The 20,225-nt window shown below is 61.9% G+C and carries 17 protein-coding genes; 3 read left to right on the forward strand and 14 right to left on the reverse strand.

The genetic code is table 11. The annotated features are described in order from the left end of the window. Position 1: 1 nt before the first annotated feature. From AC1Q6Y_RS24630 to AC1Q6Y_RS24645, 4 genes are all read right to left on the reverse strand, one after another. The gene (locus AC1Q6Y_RS24630) at positions 2-1,594 is read right to left on the reverse strand and encodes a DHA2 family efflux MFS transporter permease subunit (RefSeq protein WP_057713965.1); all 1,593 of its coding nucleotides are present in this window, start codon (positions 1,592-1,594) and stop codon (positions 2-4) included. Beyond that, a complete protein-coding gene (locus tag AC1Q6Y_RS24635; RefSeq protein WP_492625353.1) occupies positions 1,591-2,712 on the reverse strand; it encodes an HlyD family secretion protein in 1,122 nt (373 codons plus the stop codon). Before AC1Q6Y_RS24635 ends, AC1Q6Y_RS24630 begins: the two co-directional genes overlap by 4 nt. 587 nt (positions 2,713-3,299) lie before the next feature. Next, positions 3,300-4,481: an acetyl-CoA C-acyltransferase family protein gene (locus AC1Q6Y_RS24640; protein WP_090456870.1), complete on the reverse strand. Its 1,182-nt coding sequence runs from the start codon at positions 4,479-4,481 to the stop codon at positions 3,300-3,302. Beyond that, positions 4,478-5,260 (reverse strand): enoyl-CoA hydratase-related protein, encoded by a 783-nt coding sequence (locus AC1Q6Y_RS24645; protein ID WP_150814183.1) that lies wholly within the window; start codon positions 5,258-5,260, stop codon positions 4,478-4,480. Before AC1Q6Y_RS24645 ends, AC1Q6Y_RS24640 begins: the two co-directional genes overlap by 4 nt. Before the next feature lie 218 nt (positions 5,261-5,478). On the opposite strand from AC1Q6Y_RS24645, the gene AC1Q6Y_RS24650 reads away from it, so the two are divergent. The 3 genes from AC1Q6Y_RS24650 to AC1Q6Y_RS24660 are packed head-to-tail and all read left to right on the forward strand — an operon-like array spanning position 5,479 to position 8,948. Beyond that, positions 5,479-6,585, forward strand: a complete 1,107-nt coding sequence (locus AC1Q6Y_RS24650) for a polyamine ABC transporter substrate-binding protein (RefSeq protein WP_349735398.1) — start codon at positions 5,479-5,481, stop codon at positions 6,583-6,585. 39 nt (positions 6,586-6,624) lie between these two features. Next, positions 6,625-8,043 (forward strand): aminotransferase, encoded by a 1,419-nt coding sequence (locus tag AC1Q6Y_RS24655; protein WP_414877060.1) that lies wholly within the window; start codon positions 6,625-6,627, stop codon positions 8,041-8,043. After that, complete coding sequence (locus tag AC1Q6Y_RS24660; protein WP_057713971.1) at positions 8,040-8,948, forward strand: LuxR C-terminal-related transcriptional regulator; 909 nt, start codon at positions 8,040-8,042, stop codon at positions 8,946-8,948. The genes AC1Q6Y_RS24655 and AC1Q6Y_RS24660 overlap by 4 nt, the downstream gene beginning before the upstream one ends. 132 nt (positions 8,949-9,080) lie before the next feature. Here AC1Q6Y_RS24660 and AC1Q6Y_RS24665 read toward each other — a convergent pair whose 3' ends face one another. From AC1Q6Y_RS24665 to paaA, 10 genes are all read right to left on the reverse strand, one after another. After that, positions 9,081-9,395: a hypothetical protein gene (locus AC1Q6Y_RS24665; RefSeq protein ID WP_057713973.1), complete on the reverse strand. Its 315-nt coding sequence runs from the start codon at positions 9,393-9,395 to the stop codon at positions 9,081-9,083. A 615-nt stretch (positions 9,396-10,010) separates the two neighbouring features. Further along, positions 10,011-12,080: a phenylacetic acid degradation bifunctional protein PaaZ gene (paaZ, locus tag AC1Q6Y_RS24670; protein WP_492625354.1), complete on the reverse strand. Its 2,070-nt coding sequence runs from the start codon at positions 12,078-12,080 to the stop codon at positions 10,011-10,013. 56 nt (positions 12,081-12,136) lie between these two features. After that, the gene (locus AC1Q6Y_RS24675; protein WP_492625355.1) at positions 12,137-13,390 is read right to left on the reverse strand and encodes an OprD family porin; all 1,254 of its coding nucleotides are present in this window, start codon (positions 13,388-13,390) and stop codon (positions 12,137-12,139) included. 34 nt (positions 13,391-13,424) lie between these two features. After that, the gene (locus AC1Q6Y_RS24680) at positions 13,425-15,071 is read right to left on the reverse strand and encodes a cation acetate symporter (protein ID WP_057713976.1); all 1,647 of its coding nucleotides are present in this window, start codon (positions 15,069-15,071) and stop codon (positions 13,425-13,427) included. Next, entirely contained in the window at positions 15,068-15,376 is a 309-nt protein-coding gene (locus tag AC1Q6Y_RS24685; RefSeq protein ID WP_007978006.1) for a DUF485 domain-containing protein, read from the reverse strand. Before AC1Q6Y_RS24685 ends, AC1Q6Y_RS24680 begins: the two co-directional genes overlap by 4 nt. 179 nt (positions 15,377-15,555) lie before the next feature. Beyond that, a complete protein-coding gene (gene paaE, locus AC1Q6Y_RS24690) occupies positions 15,556-16,632 on the reverse strand; it encodes a 1,2-phenylacetyl-CoA epoxidase subunit PaaE (RefSeq protein ID WP_492586296.1) in 1,077 nt (358 codons plus the stop codon). Between the two features lie 34 nt (positions 16,633-16,666). Then, entirely contained in the window at positions 16,667-17,200 is a 534-nt protein-coding gene (paaD, locus tag AC1Q6Y_RS24695; RefSeq protein WP_492625356.1) for a 1,2-phenylacetyl-CoA epoxidase subunit PaaD, read from the reverse strand. After that, on the reverse strand, positions 17,187-17,948 hold the full coding sequence (gene paaC, locus AC1Q6Y_RS24700) for a 1,2-phenylacetyl-CoA epoxidase subunit PaaC (protein ID WP_492586294.1): 762 nt from the start codon (positions 17,946-17,948) through the stop codon (positions 17,187-17,189). The genes paaD and paaC overlap by 14 nt, the downstream gene beginning before the upstream one ends. Positions 17,949-17,956: 8 nt before the next feature. Next, on the reverse strand, positions 17,957-18,238 hold the full coding sequence (gene paaB, locus AC1Q6Y_RS24705; protein WP_007943393.1) for a 1,2-phenylacetyl-CoA epoxidase subunit PaaB: 282 nt from the start codon (positions 18,236-18,238) through the stop codon (positions 17,957-17,959). Positions 18,239-18,266: 28 nt separating this feature from the next. Then, positions 18,267-19,256, reverse strand: coding sequence for a 1,2-phenylacetyl-CoA epoxidase subunit PaaA (gene paaA / locus AC1Q6Y_RS24710; RefSeq protein ID WP_057713980.1), 990 nt, complete (start codon positions 19,254-19,256; stop codon positions 18,267-18,269). Between the last annotated feature and the right edge of the window lie 969 nt (positions 19,257-20,225).

Consider the following 20,225-nt stretch of genomic DNA (forward strand, 5'->3'; position numbering starts at 1 on the left):
ATCAATGAGCGTCGGCACTCGGCGCGGCCGGTGGTTGTACCTTGCGCATCAAAGGCACCATCGCCGTGGCGATAATGAAGCAGACCATGATCATCAAGAACGCGTCGCCATAGGTTTGCGTCTGGGCTTCGCGGTAGGTCAGCAACCATAGTTGATGCAGGCTGGCGGTGACCCCGGCGTCACCGCTCTGGCCGAGGGCGGCGAAGTTGTTGCCGACCTGGGACAGCCATTGGTTGAGCGCCTCGTTGGTGCTGTTGAGGTTCTCCGCCAACCGGGTGAAATGCAGGTTGGTGCGGTCGTTGAGGATGGTCGCGCACGCTGCAATGCCGATGGCCCCGCCCAGGTTGCGCATCAGGTTGAACAACCCCGACGCATGCTTGAGCCGTGCCGGCGCCAGGCCGCCGAGGGTCAAGGTCACCGCCGGCGGCACCGCCAATTGCTGGGCAATCCCGCGTAGGGCTTGCGGCAGCATCAACTCCTTGGCCCCCCAGTCATGGGTGATCGGGCTGAAATCCCACATCGACAAGGCAAACAGCCCAAGACCGAACATCATGATCCAGCGCAGGTCGACGCGATTGGCCAGAAAGGCATACAGCGGAATCGCCATGATCTGGAACACTCCGGTGGAGAAAACCGCCAGACCAATGTCCAGCGCTCCGTAGCCACGCACCCGACCGAGGAACAGCGGCGTCAGGTAAATGGTGGCGAACAGGCCGATGCCGGTGACGAACGAGAAGAAACAACCGAGGGCGAAATTGCGGTCCTTCAAGGCGCGCAGATCGACAATCGGGTTGGCCACATGCAAGGTCCGGCCGATGAACGCCAGCCCGGCCAGGCCACTGATCCACGCGGTGGTCAGGATCGTGCGGTCGCTGAACCAGTTCCAGCGCGGGCCTTCTTCGAGGGTGTATTCCAGGCAGCCAAGGAACAGCGCCAGAAACACCATGCTCAAGTAATCCGCGCCTTTGAGCAGCGACAGTTCCGGCTGGTCGATTTTTACCAGCATCGGCACGGCCACGGCGACGAAGATGCCGGGGACCAGGTTGATGTAGAACAGCCAGTGCCAGGACGATATGTCGGTGATCCAGCCACCGATCACCGGCCCCAGGGTCGGTGCCAGGGACGCTACTGCGCCGATGGTCGCGGCGGCGATCACCCGTTGTTTGCCGGTGAAGAACACGAAGGCCGTGGTGAACACCAGCGGGATCATCGAACCGCCCAGAAACCCTTGCAGGGCGCGGAAGGCGATCATGCTCTGGATGTTCCAGGCTATGCCGCACAGCAGGCTGGCCAGGGTGAAACCCACCGCCGATGCGCAGAACAGCCAGCGCGTCGAGAACACCCGCGACAGCCAACCGGACAGCGGGATCACGATGATTTCGGCGATCAGGTAGCTGGTTTGTACCCACGCGGTTTCGTCGGTGCCGGCGGAAAGCCCGCCGCCGATGTCACGCAACGAAGCCGAGACAATCTGGATGTCCAGCAGGGCAATGAACATGCCGATGCACATGCTGGCGAAGGCGAAAACCTTGGTCGCCGTCGCCATGTTCGCGGCATTGAACGGTTGCGCCGGGGCGGCGAGGGCACGGCTCATGGCGAGCTGGCCACGGCTGGCGCTTGAGGCGCCTTGCGCGTGTCCACTTCAGCGGTGACCGACAACCCCGGACGCAAGTGGCCGAGCACACTGTCGGCCGGGTCGAGGTGAATCCGCACCGGCACCCGCTGCACGATCTTGGTGAAGTTGCCGGTGGCGTTTTCCGGTGGCAACACACTGAATTGCGAACCGCTGGCGGGGGCGAGGCTGTCCAGGTGACCGTGGAATTCCTGCCCCGACAGCACGTCGGCACGGATCACCACCCGTTGCCCCGGCACCATGTGCGCCAGTTGGTCTTCCTTGAAGTTGGCATCGACCCACAGACCGCTGGTCGGCACCACCGAGAGCAATTGCGAGCCGGCCTGAGCATAGGCGCCGACCCGTGCCCGGCGATTGCCGATCACACCGTCAACCGGTGCCTTCAGTTCGGTGTAGCCGACATTCAATTGCGCCAGGTCGCGCTCAGCCTTGGCCTGGATCAAGGCGGCCCGGGCTTGTTGTTTCTGGGTGTCGATCACATTCAACTGGCGTTGCGCGGCCAGCAATTCAGCCTGGGCGCGGTTGCTTTGGGCCTGGGCCGTCTTGAACGTGGTATTGGCCCGCTGGGCACTTTCAACCGAGACGGCGTTGGTGATCACCAGTTTTTTGTAGCGGGCATCGTCATCCCGCGAACGGGCGGCTTCGGCACCGGCGGCGTCGATGCCGGCACGGGCCTGGCCGATGACGGCCTGTTGCAGTTGCTCGGTGGCGTCGAGGTTGGCGAGCAGGGCCTGCTGGGCGGCCACTGCGCCTTCGGCCTTGGTCAGGTGGGCGCGGTAATCGCGAGAATCGAGACGGACCAGCACGTCACCGGCCTTGACCTTCTGATTATCGGTCACCAGCACTTCGTCGATGTAGCCCGCCACTTTCGGCCCGATCACCGTCACATCGCCGCCGATGTAGGCGTCGTCGGTTTCCTCGATGAAACGTCCGGCAGTCCACCAATGCGTGCCATACACACCGGCCAGCACCAGTGCCGCGATGCCCAGTGTTGGCAACAGCAGGCGTTTGAGCAGGGGAGGTTTGGCGGCAGTCACCGGGGCAGCCAGGTCGGGTTCAACGGTGGGCATGCTGGTCATGGACGTTTACCTGTGGGTGCGGCGGATAATTATGATGATCATAATATGACGAATGTAATATTTTGTGGCAAATGGTTTTTGCTGCCGGTCGTCAGGTGGCTTGTTCAAAGAGGAAGAGATTTTGTGAGCGCTGGAGAAACATTGTAGGAGCGAGCCTGCTCGCGAAAAATGCCCAGACAACGCGCTCATCCAGACACCCCGCGTCATCGTTGACGTCCATCGCGAGCAGGCTCGCTCCTACAGGGAATCGGGGGCACCCGCCAAAGCCAGGTCGGCCCGAAGGACGCCTGGCTTTTGCTTTGGCTTTTGATCTTCTTGCCCCCTCGAGAGGCCGAGTGGAGGTTCTGCGCAGTGGGCAACCCGGCATGGATGCCGGGTTAGCCGCGTACGGCCATGGATGGCCGATCGCGGCGGGCCCACGGAGCAGGACCGGAGCGAGGGAATGCCGAGCCTGGGCGAGGCACCGAACGTCAGGGGCAAGAGCCCTTGGTTACTTGGGGCTCTTCCAAGTAACCCGCTGTAAAAGCGGAACCGTCAGCCGCCGTTACAGCAGAAATGGATATGCACCCACTCCAAATGTGCAGCTATCAAACCCGCTCAAAAATCGCCGCAATCCCCTGACCACCACCGATGCACATGGTCACCAGCGCGTAACGGCCGCCGGTGCGGTGCAGTTCGTGGATGGCCTTGGTGGCGATGATTGCGCCGGTCGCGCCCACCGGGTGGCCCAGGGCGATACCCGAACCGTTCGGGTTGACCTTGGCCGGGTCGAGGTCCAGTTCCTGGCTGACGGCGCAGGCCTGGGCCGCGAAGGCGATGTTGGCTTCGATCACGTCCAGGTCGGCGACGGTCAGGCCGGCGCGCTTGAGCGCCAGACGGGTGGCCGGGATCGGGCCCAAGCCCATGAATTCCGGTTCGACGCCGGCGTGGGCGTAGCTGACCAGGCGGGCGAGGGGTTTCAGGTTATTGGCCTGGACCGCGTTGCCACTGGCCATGACCAGTGCGGCGGCGCCGTCGTTCAGGCCCGAGGCGTTGCCGGCGGTGACCGAACCGTCCTTCTTGAACGCCGGCTTCATTGCTGCCAGCTGTTCCAGGGACGTGGCGCGTGGATGTTCGTCGACGCTGAACAGCTTGGTGCCTTTGCGATCCTGGATTTCCACGGTCGCGATCTGCTCGCTGAAGTAGCCGTTGGCAATCGCGTGGGCCGCGCGTTTCTGGTCTTCCAGGGCCAGGGCGTCCTGCATTTCGCGGGTGATGCCGTTGCGCGCGGCGACGTTCTCGGCGGTGATGCCCATGTGGATGCCATGGAAGGGGTCATGCAGGATGCCGAGCATGTAGTCGATGACCTGGGCGTTGCCCATGCGCGAACCCCAACGGGCGGCCGGCATCAGGTACGGGCCACGGCTCATGGATTCGGCACCGGCACCGACGACGATGTCGGCATCGCCGAGCATCAGGGTCTGGGCGGCGTTGATGATCGCTTGCAGGCCCGAACCGCACAGGCGGTTGACGTTGTAGGCCGGGGTTTCCTTCGGAATGCCGGCGTTCATCGCCGCGACGCGGGAGATGTAGGCATCGCGGGTTTCGGTCGGGATCACGTTGCCCATCACCAGATGGCCAACGAGCGCCGGGTCCACGGCGGCTCGCTCCAGGGCGGCTTTCACGGCCGTGGTCGCGAGGTCGGCCAACGGCACGTCCTTGAGCGAGCCACCGAACGTACCGATGGCGGTACGGGCGGCGCTGACGACGTAGATTTCTGGAGTGTTCATGGCTGGTTTCCTTTCGGTGGATTCTTATCTGTACTGCGATTGAGCAGGGCGTTCAAGGCGGTTTTCGCCTCGTCGGTATTCAGGCGTTGAATGAACAGCGTGTTTTCTTCGCGCAGGGTGGCTTCCAGTTCGGCCAGGCAAGCCTGTTTCATCAGCAGCCGGGACTGGCGCAAGGCTTGCTGGGGCATGGCCAGAAAGCGCTGGGCGATTTTTTTCGCCGCCGCCAGGCATTGTTCGCCGTCATCGAAGGCTTCGTTGGCCAGGCCCCAGGCCACCGCTTCGTTGCCGTCCAGGCCGTTGCCCAACAGGAGCAGGCTCGCGGCACGGGCATGGCCGAGCCGGCGTGGCAGCAACAGGCTGGCGCCAAATTCGGGGCACAGGCCGATGTTGACGAACGGCATGCGCAGCTTGGCGTTGCGGGTGACCAGTACTTGATCGCAATGCAGCAGCAATGTGGTGCCAATACCGATGGCCGCACCGCAGACTGCCGCGATCAACGGTTTTTGCAGGCGCGTGACGACCTTCATCAGGTGGAACGCCGGGGCGTCCAGATGAGTCGGCGGGTGCTGGAGGAAATCCACCAGGTCATTGCCGCTGGTAAAGCACGCCGGGCCACCGGTGATGATGATTACGCCGGTCTGCGGGTCTTCGTCGGCGGCCAGCAACAGCTCGGCCAGTTGCGTGTACATGGCGTTGTTCAGCGCATTGAGCTTGTCCGGGCGGTCGATGGTCAGCGTCAACACGCCGTCGCGTTGCTCGTGTTTGATCAGGTCGGTCATCGCAGGCTCTGCAGGGTCGGTTCAGGGCTGCCACTTTAAGCGCCGGACAAACCCCGGATCTATGGCAAAACGGGTCAACTGCACTGCCGCTTTTTGCCATGCCGGTGTGTCCAAAAAACGACACACACCCATTCGGGGTATGGCCGCGCCCGGCGAATCCACCAATAGTGGGGGCATCCGCTCATCCAGAGCCGAACTCGCTATAAGGTGCATTTGCTATGGGCAAGACGCTGCTTAAGGTGATTTCCAGTCTGTTTGTTGTACCGCTGACATTGAATGCCTACGCCGCTCAAGTGGACGACAGCCATACGCTGAGGTTGTACAACTGGGCGGATTACATCGGTGAAAAAACCGTGGCCGACTTCGAAAAGGCCACCGGCATCAAGGTCATCTACGACACCTTCGATGCCTACGAAACGGTGCAGGCCAAATTGCTCACCGGCCACTCCGGTTATGACCTGATCGTGTTGAACGCGTCCCTGGCGCCACCACTGATCAAGGCCAAGGTGTTCCAGCCGCTGGACAAGAAACTGCTGCCGGGCTGGACCAACCTGGACCCGAAAGTCCTGGAGGATCTGCAAGGGTACGATCCGGGCACCACGTACTCGGCGCCTTATACCTGGGGTAGCAACGGCGTCACCTACAACGTCGACAAGATCAAGGAACGCATGCCCGACGCGCCGATCGGCTCGCTGGCGATGATCTTCGATCCGAAGATCGTCTCGCGCTTCGCCGACTGCGGCGTGACCCTGCTCGATGCCCCGACCGAAGTCATTCCCATGGCCCTGAAGTACCTGGGTCGTGATCCGAGAAGCGCCGCACCGGAAGATCTGAAAGCCGCCCAGGACTTGCTGTTGTCCGTGCGGCCGTACATCCGCAAGTTCGACTCGGTCAATTACCTGACCAGCCTGCCCAATGGCGATGTGTGCATGGCCATGACCTGGTCCGGCGACTACGCCACCGCCATGGCCCGCGCCGCAGAAGCCAAGAAGAAGATCGACCTGGCGTACTTCATCCCCAAGGAAGGTTCGCTGATCTGGTTCGACAACCTGTACATCCCGGCCGACGCGCCCCACGTCGCCAATGCCCACAAGTTTCTCGAGTACCTGATGCAGCCGCAGGTGATGGCGGACGTGAGCGACTTCATCAATTACGCCAACAGCAACGCCGCGGCCACGCCGTTGTTGAGCGCCGATGTGCGTAACAACCCGGCGATTTACCCCGACGCGCAAACTCGCGAGCGGCTGTTTCCGCAGAAGACCCAGGACGCCAAGGACATGCGGGCGATTACTCGGGTCTGGAGCACCGTGAAAAGCGGCATCTGATTTGTTCGAACGTTAGTCAATTCGGTTAGAGGTTTATTTATGGCGACGCCAACACGCACCGTTTTTTCCCCAGCGGACGAGTCCCGGCTGGTCAAGGCCGACAAGGCTCACCATATGCACGGCTATCACGTGTTCGACGAACACGCCGAACAGGGCTCGCTGAACATCGTCGCAGGCAACGGCGCCTACATCTACGACACTCAGGGCAACCGCTTTCTCGATGCGGTGGGCGGCATGTGGTGCACCAATATTGGCCTGGGTCGTGAGGAAATGGCCGAGGCCATCGCCGACCAGGTGCGTCAGCTGGCCTATTCGAACCCGTTTTCCGACATGTCGAACAACGTGGCGATCCAGTTGTGCGAAAAACTCGCCAGCCTGGCCCCCGGCGACCTTGACCATGTGTTCCTGACCACCGGCGGCTCCACCGCCGTGGACACTGCGTACCGGCTGATCCAGTACTACCAGAACTGCCGAGGCAAACCGGAGAAGAAGCACGTTATCGCCCGGTTCAACGCCTATCACGGCTCCACCACCCTGACCATGTCGATCGGCAACAAGGCCGCCGACCGGGTGCCGGAGTTCGACTACGCCAACCCGCTGATCCACCACGTCTCCAACCCGAATCCGTACCGCGCGCCCGATGGCATGGACGAGGCGCAGTTCCTCGAGTTCCTGGTCAAGGAATTCGAAGACAAGATCCTCTCGATTGGCGCGGACAAGGTTGCCGGTTTTTTCGCCGAGCCGATCATGGGCTCCGGCGGGGTGATCATTCCGCCCCGGGGCTATCTCAAACGCATGTGGGACGTCTGCCAGCGCTACGACATCCTGTTCGTCGCCGACGAGGTGGTCACTTCGTTCGGGCGCCTCGGCAAGTTCTTTGCCTCTTATGAGGTGTTCGACGTGCAGCCCGACATCATCACCACTGCCAAGGGCCTGACCTCGGCCTACCTGCCGCTGGGCGCGTGCATCTTTTCCGAGCGCATCTGGAAAGTCATCGCCGAGCCGGGCAAGGGCCGCTGCTTCACCCACGGCTTCACCTACAGCGGGCATCCGGTGTGCTGCACGGCGGCGCTGAAGAACATCGAAATCATCGAGCGGGAAAACCTGCTGGCCCATGTCGACACGGTGGGGGCTTATCTGGAGGAGCGCCTGGCCACCCTGCGGGACTTGCCGTTGGTGGGGGATGTGCGCTGCCAGAAACTCATGGCCTGCGTGGAGTTCGTCGCCGATAAACGCACCAAGGCGCTGTTCCCCGACGAGATCAACATCGGCGAGAAAATCCACGTGCGGGCCCAGGCCCGGGGCTTGCTGGTGCGGCCGATCATGCACCTCAATGTCATGTCGCCACCGTTGATCCTGACGTCTGCCCAGGTCGATGAAATCGTCGAGACCTTGCGCACATGCATTCTGGAAGTGGCCGCCGAGCTTGAAGCGAGCGGACAGTACGCGGGCCAATGATTTCGTCAGTCAGGCTGTTACCAAGGGCGTGTCCAGCCGCTAGACTGCGGGGCATGAGCAAACCAGACGACGATACGCTGATCGCGGTGCCCTTCGGGGCATTGCACAAATGGCATGGGGGAATGCGCGAGGCATTCGCCCATATCGATGAGCCTGACGCCTTGCAACACCTGGCGTCGGCGTTGGCGCAACTGGTGTCCGTCGAGTCGATGATGATCAGCCTGGAGCGTAAGGACCGCGCGCCCCAGTTGCTGCATCAGCGCGGGATTGCGCAGGAGTATCAGGTCTCGATTCTGGAGCGCTATTTTGCCGGGGGTTATTTGCTCGACCCGTTCTGCCTGGCGGTGGAGCAGGGGTTGGCGCAAGGCTTCTATCACCTGGAGGAGATTGCCCCGGACAACTTCTTCGACAGTGACTACTACAAATCCTATTACCTGAAGGCGGGCTGCTCGGAAGACAGCTACTACATTGTCGACATCGGCAATGACACGAAGATTTCCGTCAGCCTCTATCAGGGTTTCGGCGGTGAATGCCTGAGCGCCGAACAGCTGAATCTGCTGCGCGCCGTGGAACCGCTGGTGCGTGAATTCATCAGCGAATTCAGTCAACGGGGCATGCTGCGCAGTCGCGAGATCCAGTGCGATAAAGACCAGGGCATGCGCGATGATCTCAAGCACCGGGTGCAGTCGGCGTTCGAGCATTTCGGCAGCGACTTGCTCACTGAACGAGAGCGGCAAGTGGCGCATATGGTGTTGCGCGGGCATTCGGTGAAATCCACGGCCAGCCAGATGAACATCTCACCGGAAACCGTGCGCATGCACCGCAAGAACCTGTACCTGAAACTGGAAGTGGGATCGCAGTCGGAGTTGTTTGCGCTGTTTATCGAGTGGTTGCGCAGGCACTGAGAATTTCAGCTCGGCACAAATCAAATGTGGGAGCGGGCTTGCTCGCGAAGAACGTCCAGACGACGCGTTCTGTCAGACCGCCCGCGTTATCGTTGACCTCCATCGCGAGCAGGCTCGCTCCTACAGGGTTGGTCAGCGTGCCCGCAACCGTCGCCCGACCACATCCAGCACATCACAGCCATCGCGCAACGGGATGGCGCAGAGCAATGAAAAGTCGCTGAGGATGAAGGATTCGCACTCGATCGAGCCGCGCATGGACAGGTTTTCCAGCAATTGGGTGACGGCGCGGATTCGGTAGTTGGCGGCGTCCATCAGGACGTCGAGCGGTGCGTGGGTGTCGACGAAGAGGGTGGGCATTTCACTGCAATTGCTGGTGAGTGCCATGAAGCGATTGTTGGGGTGTGGGGTTGGTTTTTCGTAGGGTGGATCGGGATGAATGGTTTTCATGCTTTCTAACTCTAGGAAAGGAAAATCGAAGCTACCGAAAGCCTTCCTACGGGCTGGGGTGGCAGCCATGTACGGGGTAGGAATATCGAGTCCCTAGCACCTCGACCACGCCGAAGCGTGCCCGTACATAGCCGCCGCAGCTGATCTTACGGACGCATTTCAACGGCCGCAAACCAGGTAATTGGCGCCAACGTGGTACTAGGGAAACTGGAGGTTCCTACACCTCGCCACTGAAATTCAGTGACCACAAAAGACTATCGATTGAGCACCTTTCAAACCAGTTCATGCGGATCGCCGCAATTCGAAGGAAATCTCCGAAGACCTTGGCCGGAAATGTCCTAGGACCTGCGCAATGAATATCAGCAAAACGGGGACGGTGGGTTGTGGATGAGGGACAACGGGCACGTCCGAAGTCTAGGAAAAACAGAAATGTCCTACGCCAATTGACGCCTGGATCACCTCACCCCCTGTAGGAGCGAGCCTGCTCGCGAAGAACGTCCAGACAGCGCGTTCAGTCAGACTGCCCGCGTTATCGTTGACCTCCATCGCGAGCAGGCTCGCTCCTACAGGGGTTGCTGGTTGACCACGAGATTTGTGGTCAACCAGGAATCCAGATCAATCTTCGCGTTTGACCACCAGGGTCAGAATGTCATAACTGGCCACCAGTTCACCCAACTGGTTGGTCACTTCCACATCCCACGCCACCACCCCTTGCGGGATGCCTTGCGGGCTCTTCTTGCCCTGGTCGATCTTGCGTTTGCAGGTCAGGCGCGCCTGGATGGTGTCGCCGATGCCCACCGGGTTGATGAAGCGCAAGGTGTCCAGGCCATAGTTGGCCAGTACCGGCCCCGGAGCGGGGGAAACAAACAGCCCGGCCGCCGCCGAAAGCACGAAGTAACCATGGGCGATACGCTTGCCGAATTGCGATTCCTTGGCCGCGATCTCGTCGAAGTGCATGTAGAAGTGGTCGCCCGACAGGCAGCCGAAGTTCACCAGATCTGCTTCGGTGACGGTGCGGCGGTGGGTCAGCAGCGACTCGCCGATCTGCAGGTCCTGGAAATGGCGACGGAACGGATGCACGTCGGTTTCGATGACCTTGGCCCCGCGCACGTACTCACCGGTGACCGCTGCCAGCATGGTCGGCGAACCTTGTACCGCCGCGCGTTGCAGGTAGTGTTTCACCGCGCGCAGGCCGCCGAGTTCTTCGCCGCCACCGGCACGCCCCGGGCCGCCGTGCTTGAGCTGTGGCAGCGGCGAGCCATGGCCGGTGGATTCGCCGGCAGAGTGGCGATCCAGTACCAGCAAGCGGCCGTGCCAGGCAGCCGCGACCGGGATGGCCTTGGCGGCGATTTGCGGATCCTTGGTCACCAGACTGGCCACCAGGCTGCCTTTGCCGCGCGCGGCCAGGGCCAATGCTTCGTCGAGATCGTCGTAGGCCATCAGCGTACTGACCGGACCGAACGCTTCGATATCGTGGGCGCCGCCTTCGGCATGGGGGTCGCGGGCCTGCAACAGGGTCGGGGCGAAGAACGCGCCGTTGTCGACGTTTTCACCACGGGGTTCGAAACCGTCGCGGGCACCAAACAGCATATCGCTGCTCTGCAACAGGCTTTCCAGACGCTCGGCCACGTCTTTCTGCTGATCGTGGGAAGCCAGTGCGCCCATGCGTACGCCTTCCACCGACGGGTCGCCGACCACCACTTTGGCCAGGCGATCACGCAGGCGCGTAGCCACGGCATCAATGTGCTTGGCCGGCACGATGGCGCGGCGGATGGCGGTGCATTTCTGCCCGGCCTTGGTGGTCATTTCCCGGGCGACTTCCTTGATGAACAGCTCGAACTCTTCGTCATCCGGGGTTACGTCCGGGGCGAGGATCGCGCAGTTCAGGGAGTCGGCTTCGGCGTTGAACGGCACCGAATTGCGGATCAGGTTCGGGTTGACCCGCAGCTTGGCCGCAGTGTCGGCGGAACCGGTGAAGGTCACCACGTCCTGGCCTTGCAGGCGGTCGAGCAGGTCGCCGGTGCTGCCAATGATCAGTTGCAGGCTGCCCGCCGGCAGCAGGCCGGATTCGTCCATCAGGCGCACCACGGCTTCGGTCAGGTAGCTGGTGGCGCTGGCCGGCTTGACGATGCACGGCATGCCGGCGAGGAAGCTCGGGGCGAATTTTTCCAGCATGCCCCAGATCGGGAAGTTGAACGCGTTGATGTGCACCGCCAGGCCGCCGCGAGGCACCAGAATGTGCGTACCGGCGAAGGTGCCCATTTTGCTCAGCTGCATGGCCGGGCCTTCGTGGACGATGTTGCCCGACGGCAGCTCGCGGGAGCCGAGGCTGGCGTAGGTGAACAGTGTGCTGTTGCCGCCTTCGATGTCGATCCAGCTGTCGGCGCGGGTCGCGCCGCTGTGGTGGGAAATCGCGTAGAGTTGTTCCTTGCGCTCGCTCAAGTACAGGGCCAGGGCCTTGAGGCGCTGGGCGCGCTGCTGGAAGTCCAGCGCCATCAAGCCGCTGATGCCCTGGCGACGGCCGTGCTCGATGGCTTCGGCGAAGTCCGGACGCTCTTCGTGGGTGCGGGCGATTTCATGGCCGTCGATGGCGCTGCGCAGGACCTGCGCGCCGTGTTGGCCGATCCAGCGGCCGGCGATGAAGCTTTGCAGGGTGGGGGCATGCAGTGCAGGTGAAGAGGACATCACGATTGCTCCTGGTTATGAGGGTTGTGGCGCGGTGGCGACCGCGCCTTTCGGAATTACCAAAGCGCCAGGGTGTAACCGACGATCAGCCGGTTCTCATCGAGGGCGGTAGTCAAGCCATTGCCGGAACGGAAGGTCACGTTGCGCCAGCGCAGGCTGACGTTCTTGAACACACCGCTCTGGACGACGTAGCTGATATCGGTGTCGCGCTCCCATTCGCGACCGTTGTCGACGGTGCCTGCCTTGACGTGGCGACCGTCGGTGTAGCGGGTCATGAAGGTCAGGCCGGGAATACCTTGCGCCGCGAAGTCATAGTCGTAACGCAGTTGCCAGGAATCCTCGTCGGCGCGGGTGAAGGTGTTGAACGTCACCAGGTTGACCACGTATGGATCACCGCCGTTGAGGAACGGAAAGGCGCTGTCGCCGGACAATTGCTGGTAGGCGGCACTGACCTTGTGGGCACCGTGGGACACCGTGAACATGCCGTTGAAGTTGCGGTTGTCGATGCGCCCGGCCCGCTCGGCGCCGTCACCGCGGCTGTCGAAATAACGCAGGTCGCTGCGCAGGTTGAAGCCGTTGCCCAACGGTTGCGTATGCACCAGTCCGGCGAATTGCTGGCGATAGATCTGTTCCAGCTTGCCGTAGTAGTAGCTCACATTCAGTTGCGGGCTGAACGCGTAGGTGCCGCCGCCGAAGTCGAAGTGATCGCTGGTGGCGGCGCCGAAGCCGATGTCATCGTTGCTGGAGGAGTCCCGCAGGTTGGCCTTGGTCAGGCGTCCGGCATTCACCGTCAGGCCGTCGATTTCCTGGCTGGTCAGCAAGCCACCTTCGAAGGTCGAACCCAGCAGGCGTGTGTCGTTGTAAGTGGCCACAGGCAACAAGGGCTGCAGGGTGCCGAGTTTCAACACGCTTTTGGATACTTTCAATTTACCGGTCAGGCCCAGTTCGCTGTACTCGTCGTCGGGCTCATGGCTCTGCGGGCCAAACGGCAGCAGCCCGGTGCCACGGCGGTCGGGACTGGAGTCGAGCTTGATCCCCAGCTCCCCCAGCGCGTCGAGACCGAAACCGAAGGTGCCGTCGGTGAATCCGGACTCGATGCGCGCAGTGAATCCCTGGGCCCATTCTTCGGCTTTGGATTGCGGCGCGTTGTCCTGACGGAAATCGCGATCGATGTAGTGGTTGCGCATATCAATGCGGGCCTTGCTGTCGCCGATGAAGTCGGCCATGGCGCTGGGGGCGATCATGGGTAGACTCAATGCGGCGGCCAGTGAAAACAGTGATTCACAAGACGTGGTACGTGCGGGTTTCATTATTTTTATTCCCTGCCAACTGATCGGTCGTCGTTTAGTGTTTGCTGGCGCCAGTGGCACCGATGCCGGTCATCGAGCGGATGAACTGCGCCAGATAACGGCCACGCTCAAGGGCTGCACGGGGCGAGGTGTCGGTGACGGAAAACAGCCATGCACTAAAGAACGCCAGGCTCATGGAAAACAGCGCCGGGTTGGAGTACGGGAACAGCGCCTTGTCGTGATGCATCACGTTGACCCACACCGCCGGGCTCAGCACCAGCAGGACAATCGCCGAGACCAGTCCGGACAGACTGCCGAGGACTGCGCCGCGGGTGGTCAGGCCTTTCCAGTACATCGAGAGGAACAGCACCGGGAAATTCACCGATGCGGCGATGGCCAGCACCAGGCCGGAGAGGAAGGCAATGTTCTGCGACTCGAACAGCAGGCCGAGGACGATCGCCAGCACACCGATGCACAGGGTGGCGATTCGCGACACGCGCATTTCCTGTTGCTCGCTGGCCTGGCCTTTGCGCATCACGCAGGCATACAGGTCATGGGACACCGCCGAGGCGCCGGACAGCGCCAGCCCGGCAACCACCGCCAGGATGGTGGCGAAGGCGACCGCCGAGATGAAGCCGAGGAACAGGTTGCCGCCTACCGCGTGGGCCAGGTGCACCGCGACCATGTTGCCGCCGCCGATGATTGCGCCGCTGGCGTCACGGAACGCCGGATCGGTGCCGACCATGACGATGGCGCCGAAGCCGACGATGATCAGCAGCAAGTAGAAGTAGCCGATGAAACCGGTGGCGTAAAACACGCTTTTACGCGCTTCCTTGGCATCGCTGACGGTGAAGAAACGCATCAGGATGTGCGGCAGGCCGGCGGTGCCGAACATCATGCCCAGCCCCAGGGAGATCGCATCGATCGGGTTGGACAGCAAGCCGCCGGGGGCCATGATCGCGTTGCCCTTGGCATGCACGGCGGTGGCACCGGCAAACATCGCCTCAGTGCTGAAGCCGAAGTGCTTGAGCACCATGAACGCCATGAAGCTGGTGCCGAACAGCAGCATTACCGCCTTGATGATCTGCACCCAGGTGGTAGCGAGCATGCCGCCGAAGGTCACGTAGAACACCATCAACACGCCGACCAGCATCACTGCATAGAGGTAGTCGATGCCGAACAACAGTTCGATCAGCTTGCCGGCGCCGACCATCTGCGCCACCAGGTACATCAGGGCCACGGTCAGGGTGCCGAAGGCCGAGGTCAGGCGCACCGGGGTTTGTTCCAGGCGATAGGACACCACGTCGGCAAAGGTGTATTTGCCCAGGTTGCGCAGGCGCTCGGCAATCAGGAACAGGATGATCGGCCAGCCGGCCAGCACGCCCAGGGCGTAGAGCAAACCGTCGTAGCCATTGAGGAACATCATCGCGGAGATGCCGAGGAACGAGGCTGCCGAGATCATGTCGCCGGCAATCGCCAGACCGTTCTGGAAACCGGTCATGCCGCCGCCAGCGGTGTAAAAATCGCTGGTGGAGCGGGTACGCAGTGCCGCCCAGCGTGTCACGCCAAGGGTGAACAACACGAACACCAGGAACATGCCGATGGCGTTCCAGTTTAACGGTCGGGATGCGCCGTCGGCGGCCATCGCAACATCAGTGACAGCCGCCAGCGGCAGCAGGAACAGTGCAAGAAGGCGGTTCATCGGGCGCACTCCTGCTTGAGTTTTTCATTCAGCGGATCGATCACGTTGTTGGCGCGATAGACATAGAAACCGGTCAGCGCAAAGGCCAGCCCGACGATGACGACACCCACCAGCATGCCCACGGTGGTCACGCCGCCGCTCAGGGATTGGCCGAGGGTAGAAGGGGAGAAAGCCACCAGCAGCACGAAGCCGTAATAGATCACCAGCATGGCCAGGCTCAGTGACCAGTACAGCTTCTGTTTGCGACGAACCAGCTGGATGAAATCCGGGTGCTGGCGGATGAGTTCTATTTCCTGGGGTGTCATGACGCGCGCTCCTTTGTTTTTTTTGTTGTGGGTGAAACAGGTTCTGCATTACGGCCCGGTCCCTGTAGGAGCGAGCCTGCTCGCGATGGACCCGAGATCGCCGCGGGGTATCAGGCATCCAGCGTTATCGTTGACGACCATCGCGAGCAGGCTCGCTCCTACAGGGTTTTGCGGCGGTTTCAGAGCTGATCGAAGTCCAGCACCACCTTGTCGCTGATCGGGAAGGCCTGGCACGACAGCACGTAGCCGGCGGCCACTTCGTAGTCTTCCAGGGCGTGGTTGCTGTCCATTTCCACTTCGCCCTCGATGACCTTGCACTTGCAGGTCGAGCACACGCCGGCCTTGCACGAGTAGGGCAGTTCGGCCCCTTGGGCGTTGCCCGCATCGAGAATGCTCTGGCTGTTGCGCGGCAGGTCGAACGCCAGGGCGCGGCCATCGCTGATGACGGTGATCTGGCTGACCGCTGAATCCACTTGGCGCGCCGCCTCACGGGCTTCGCGTTTTTGCTGGCTGCCGGCGGCGGCGAACAGTTCGAAGTGAATGCGCTCGGGCGCCATGCCCTTGGCCTTGAGGCTGTCGCGCACGGTCTCGGTCATTTCCTGCGGGCCGCAGATGAAGGCGGCGTCGAGGGCCTTGACGTCGAGCCAGCGGCTGAACAGTTGCTCGCATTTCTCGGCGTTGATCCGGCCGTTGTACAGGTCGACATCCTGCTGCTCGCGGCTGAACACGAAGATCAGGTTCAGGCGTTGCAGGTAGCGGTTTTTCAGGTCTTCGAGCTGTTCGCGGAACAGTGCACCGGAGCTGGAGCGGTTGCCATACAGCAGGGTGACGCGGCTATGGGGCTCGGTTTCCAGAGTGGTCTTGATGATCGACAGGATCGGCGTGATGCCGCTGCCTGCCGCCACGGCCAGGTAGTTGCCATGGCGCGCCGGGTCGAGTTCGACGCAGAAATGCCCGGCGGGCGGCATGACTTCCAGGGTGTGCCCGGCTTTCAGCTGTTCGTTGGCAAATGCCGAGAAGCGCCCGCCGGTAACACGCTTGACGGCGATGCGCAGCTCACCGTCGTTGACCCCGGTGCAGATCGAGTAGGAGCGGCGTACTTCTTCGCCGTCCAGTTGGGTGCGCATCACCAGGTGCTGGCCCTGGGTGAAGTGGAAGCTGTCCTGCAAGTGCTGCGGAATCTCGAAGGCGATGGACACCGCGTCACGGGTCTCGGCGCGCACGTCCTTGATGGTCAGGCTGTGAAATTTGCTCATTGTTGTTCTCCAGCTGGGACGGCCGATTCGCCGCTCAGATGCACTTGAAATAGTCGAACGGTTCCCGGCAATCGACGCAGCGGTACAGGGCCTTGCAGGCGGTGGAACCGAACTCGCTGAGGACCTCGGTGTGGACGCTGCCGCATTGCGGGCACACAACCTGCGGGTTCTCGCCGAGCAGGCTGCGCTTGCTGGTGCTGCCCTCGGGCGGCGCGATGCCGTAAGCGCGCAGGCGTTCGCGGCCGCTGTTGCTGATCCAGTCGGTGGTCCAGGCCGGGGTCAACTTGCGCTCCAAATGCGGCGCCTTGAATCCGGCGAGTTCCAGGGCTTCGCGGATGTCGCTTTCGATCACTTCGGTGGCCGGGCAACCGGAGTAGGTCGGCGTGACCACCACGTGAAGGTGACCGGCCTGCCAGTCCAGATCGCGGACGATGCCCAGGTCGACCACGCTGACCACTGGCACTTCCGGGTCCATGACCTCGCACAGGATCGCCCACGCGGCAGCCAGGTCGGTCGGTTGAGTCGGCCGGGCGCCGAGGTCGCTGGCGATCAGCTCACCAGGTTGCATCGGGGTACGCTCGTGGCAGGCACTGCATTTCGGCCAGCAGGATGCCTAAGTGTTCGGTGTGCAGGCCCTTGCGTGCATTCAGGTAGAAATAGCTCGGCGCCGCGGGGACGGGCAGGGTGGCGCTGGTGAAGATCTGCTCGATTTTTGCTTGCCACTGGGTGGCGACGCTGGCGATGTCCGGGGTGATGCCGGCTGCGCACAGACGCTGTTCGCTGTCATCGGCGGCGATCAGTTCAACGGTGAAGCGCCAGACCTCTGGAATCGCGGCGAGCATGCGCCGATTGCTTTCCTCGGTGCCGTCGCCCATACGCTCGATCCATTCGCCGGAGCGACGCAGGTGATAGGTCACTTCCTTCACGGCTTTGGCGGCAATCCCGGCAATGCGCTCGTCGCTGGACTGGCTCAGGCCTTGCAGCACCGGCAAATGCCAGGCGTCATAGAGGAACTGCTTGAGCATGGTCACCGCGAAGTCGCCGTTGGGTTGTTCCACCAGCAGCAGGTTGCGATAGGCGCGCTCGTCGCGACGAAACGCCAGGTGATCGGCATCACGGCCGTCGTCCAGCAGTTCGGCGGCGTACTCCAGCCAGTTGCGCGCCTGGCCCACCAGGTCGAGGCCGACGTTCATCAGCGCCAGTTCTTCTTCCAGCGCCGGGGCCTTGCCGCACCATTGGCACAGGCGCTGGCCCTGGATCAGGGCGCTGTCGCCGAGGCGCAGCAGGTATTCGATCAGATCGGTCTTGTTATTCATGGTCGACCTCACATGTGCCCGACTTCGGCCGGCAGCTCGTAGAAGCTGGCGTGGCGGTAGACCTTGTCGTCCGACGGATCGAACAGCGGGTCTTTTTCATCCGGCGACGAGGCGGTGATCAACGCCGAAGGCACGACCCACAGGCTCACGCCTTCGCTGCGACGGGTGTAGAGCTCGCGCGCGTTCTCGATGGCCATGGTGGTGTCGGCGGCGTGCACGCTACCGACATGCTTGTGGTTGAGGCCGTGCTTGCTGCGCACGAAGACTTCGAAGAGGGTCCACTCGGACATTTCAGTTACTCCACATCAGGTGGCCGGATCAGGCGGCGTTCTTGTTTTGTTTTTTGCGGGCGTGGGCGACGGCGGCTTCACGAACCCAGGCGCCGTCTTCGATCGCCTTGCGGCGGGTGGCGACGCGTTCCTGGTTGCACGGGCCGTTGCCCTTGAGCACTTCGTAGAATTCGTTCCACTGGATTTCGCCGAAGTCGTAGTGGCCGCGCTCGGCGTTCCACTTCAGGTCCGGGTCGGGGCAGGTGCAGCCCAATAGCTCAAGCTGCGGGATGGTCTGGTCGATGAAGCGCTGGCGCAGTTCGTCGTTGCTCTGGCGCTTGATTTTCCAGGCCATGGACTGGGCGCTGTTCGGCGAATGTTCGTCGCTTGGGCCAAACATCATCAGCGACGGCCACCACAGGCGGTTGATCGCGTCCTGGACCATGTCTTTTTGCGCCTGGTTACCGTGGCGCATCATGGTCAGGAGGATTTCGTAGCCCTGGCGCTGGTGGAAACTCTCTTCCTTGCAGATGCGGATCATCGCCCGGGAATACGGGCCGTAGGAGGTGCGCTGCAGCACCACCTGGTTGACGATCGCCGCGCCATCCACCAGCCAGCCCACCGCGCCCATGTCGGCCCAGTTCAGCGTCGGGTAATTGAAGATGCTCGAGTACTTGGCCTTGCCGCTGTGCAGCTTGGCGATTTCTTCATCGCGGTCGGCGCCCAGGGTTTCCATGGCGCTGTACAGGTAGAGGCCATGACCGGCTTCGTCCTGGATCTTGGCCATCAGTTGCAGTTTGCGCTTGAGGCTTGGCGCGCGGGTGACCCAGTTGCCTTCGGGCAGCATGCCGACGATTTCGGAGTGGGCGTGCTGGGAAATCTGCCGGATCAGGGTCTGGCGGTAGGCATCTGGCATCCAGTTCTTGGCTTCGATCTTGATTTCTGAATCGATTTTTTCCTGGAAGGCGCGTTCCTGTTCGGACATTTCCGAGAGGTCTTTGATGCGCTTTACGCCGGTTTCTACGAGCTGTGCGTACATTTTTGAGTTCCCGCCTTGAATCTGTTCTGGGGCATGGAGAACTTTATAAGCGATACATAATTTAATATCAAATAGAAAATGACGTGTCGTAATTGTTTTTTGTATCGCTTTTGGATGAATGGGGGGGGCGGCGTACATATCCATTTCTTTGGTAACGGCCACTGGCGGTTTCGCCCTTACGGCGACTCACTTTTTTTTCAAACGCCAAAAAAAAGTAAGCAAAAAAAGGCTCGCCCCGAGCGTCCGGCCCCTCGCTAAGGCTCGGCGTTCCTTCGCTCCGGCATTCATCCGGGGGTATTGCCCTCCGGTTTGCTTCGCTGCACCTACATGCAATGTGTTCGACTGCGTCGAACGGCGCTGCGCGCCAATCCCCGGATGAATACCTCCACTCAGCCTCCCGAAGGGGCGGGTGGATCAAGATCAAGAGCTGCAGGCGAGCTAACGCTCGGCCTGATGAGTGGTGAAGAGCGTCGGTGTACGTCGATCTGCTTTTGCTCTTCTGTGGGAGCGAGCTTGCTCGCGATGGCGGCCTGACAGCCGGCCTGGTTTTTGCAGATGTCCCCAACCCCTGTGGGAGCGGGCTTGCCCGCGAAGGCGGCCTGCCAGCCGACCAATTTCTTGCAGACCTACCCGGATCAACTGTAGGAGCGAGCCTGCTCGCGAAGGCGGTCCGACAGCCGACCTGATTCTGGCGGATGTACCTCGACCCTGTGGGAGCGGGCTTGCCCGCGAAGGCGGCCTGCCAGCCGACCGAAATCTTGCAGATGTACTCGATACCTGTGGGAGCGAGCTTGCTCGCGATAGCGACCTGCCAGTCGACCAGGTACATCACAGCCGAACGAACCCAGCAAACAGGCCGGCCGGTAGGCCGCCTCGGGCGCTGTTGCGGTGTACGCCCCCTCGTGAGGCCGAGTGGAGGTTCTGCGCAGTGGGCAACCCGGCATGGATGCCGGGTTAGCCGCCCCCGGC

The sequence above is a fragment of the Pseudomonas sp. GW823-FHT06E10 genome, assembly GCF_058794995.1.

What these genes read in the sequence shown, in the direction of transcription:
- paaC (WP_492586294.1), bottom strand. Translation starts at nt 17,948, where the DNA reads ATGAATAACAAGACCGATCTGATCGAATACCTGCTGCGCCTCGGCGAC.
- AC1Q6Y_RS24645 (WP_150814183.1), bottom strand. Translation starts at nt 5,260, where the DNA reads ATGACCGACCTGATCAAACACGAGCAACGCGACGGCGTGTTGACGCTG.
- AC1Q6Y_RS24650 (WP_349735398.1), top strand. Translation starts at nt 5,479, where the DNA reads ATGGGCAAGACGCTGCTTAAGGTGATTTCCAGTCTGTTTGTTGTACCG.
- AC1Q6Y_RS24665 (WP_057713973.1), bottom strand. Translation starts at nt 9,395, where the DNA reads ATGAAAACCATTCATCCCGATCCACCCTACGAAAAACCAACCCCACAC.
- AC1Q6Y_RS24635 (WP_492625353.1), bottom strand. Translation starts at nt 2,712, where the DNA reads ATGACCAGCATGCCCACCGTTGAACCCGACCTGGCTGCCCCGGTGACT.
- AC1Q6Y_RS24685 (WP_007978006.1), bottom strand. Translation starts at nt 15,376, where the DNA reads ATGACACCCCAGGAAATAGAACTCATCCGCCAGCACCCGGATTTCATC.
- paaB (WP_007943393.1), bottom strand. Translation starts at nt 18,238, where the DNA reads ATGTCCGAGTGGACCCTCTTCGAAGTCTTCGTGCGCAGCAAGCACGGC.
- AC1Q6Y_RS24640 (WP_090456870.1), bottom strand. Translation starts at nt 4,481, where the DNA reads ATGAACACTCCAGAAATCTACGTCGTCAGCGCCGCCCGTACCGCCATC.
- paaD (WP_492625356.1), bottom strand. Translation starts at nt 17,200, where the DNA reads ATGCAACCTGGTGAGCTGATCGCCAGCGACCTCGGCGCCCGGCCGACT.
- paaE (WP_492586296.1), bottom strand. Translation starts at nt 16,632, where the DNA reads ATGAGCAAATTTCACAGCCTGACCATCAAGGACGTGCGCGCCGAGACC.
- AC1Q6Y_RS24675 (WP_492625355.1), bottom strand. Translation starts at nt 13,390, where the DNA reads ATGAAACCCGCACGTACCACGTCTTGTGAATCACTGTTTTCACTGGCC.
- AC1Q6Y_RS24630 (WP_057713965.1), bottom strand. Translation starts at nt 1,594, where the DNA reads ATGAGCCGTGCCCTCGCCGCCCCGGCGCAACCGTTCAATGCCGCGAAC.
- paaZ (WP_492625354.1), bottom strand. Translation starts at nt 12,080, where the DNA reads ATGTCCTCTTCACCTGCACTGCATGCCCCCACCCTGCAAAGCTTCATC.
- AC1Q6Y_RS24680 (WP_057713976.1), bottom strand. Translation starts at nt 15,071, where the DNA reads ATGAACCGCCTTCTTGCACTGTTCCTGCTGCCGCTGGCGGCTGTCACT.
- AC1Q6Y_RS24655 (WP_414877060.1), top strand. Translation starts at nt 6,625, where the DNA reads ATGGCGACGCCAACACGCACCGTTTTTTCCCCAGCGGACGAGTCCCGG.
- AC1Q6Y_RS24660 (WP_057713971.1), top strand. Translation starts at nt 8,040, where the DNA reads ATGATTTCGTCAGTCAGGCTGTTACCAAGGGCGTGTCCAGCCGCTAGA.
- paaA (WP_057713980.1), bottom strand. Translation starts at nt 19,256, where the DNA reads ATGTACGCACAGCTCGTAGAAACCGGCGTAAAGCGCATCAAAGACCTC.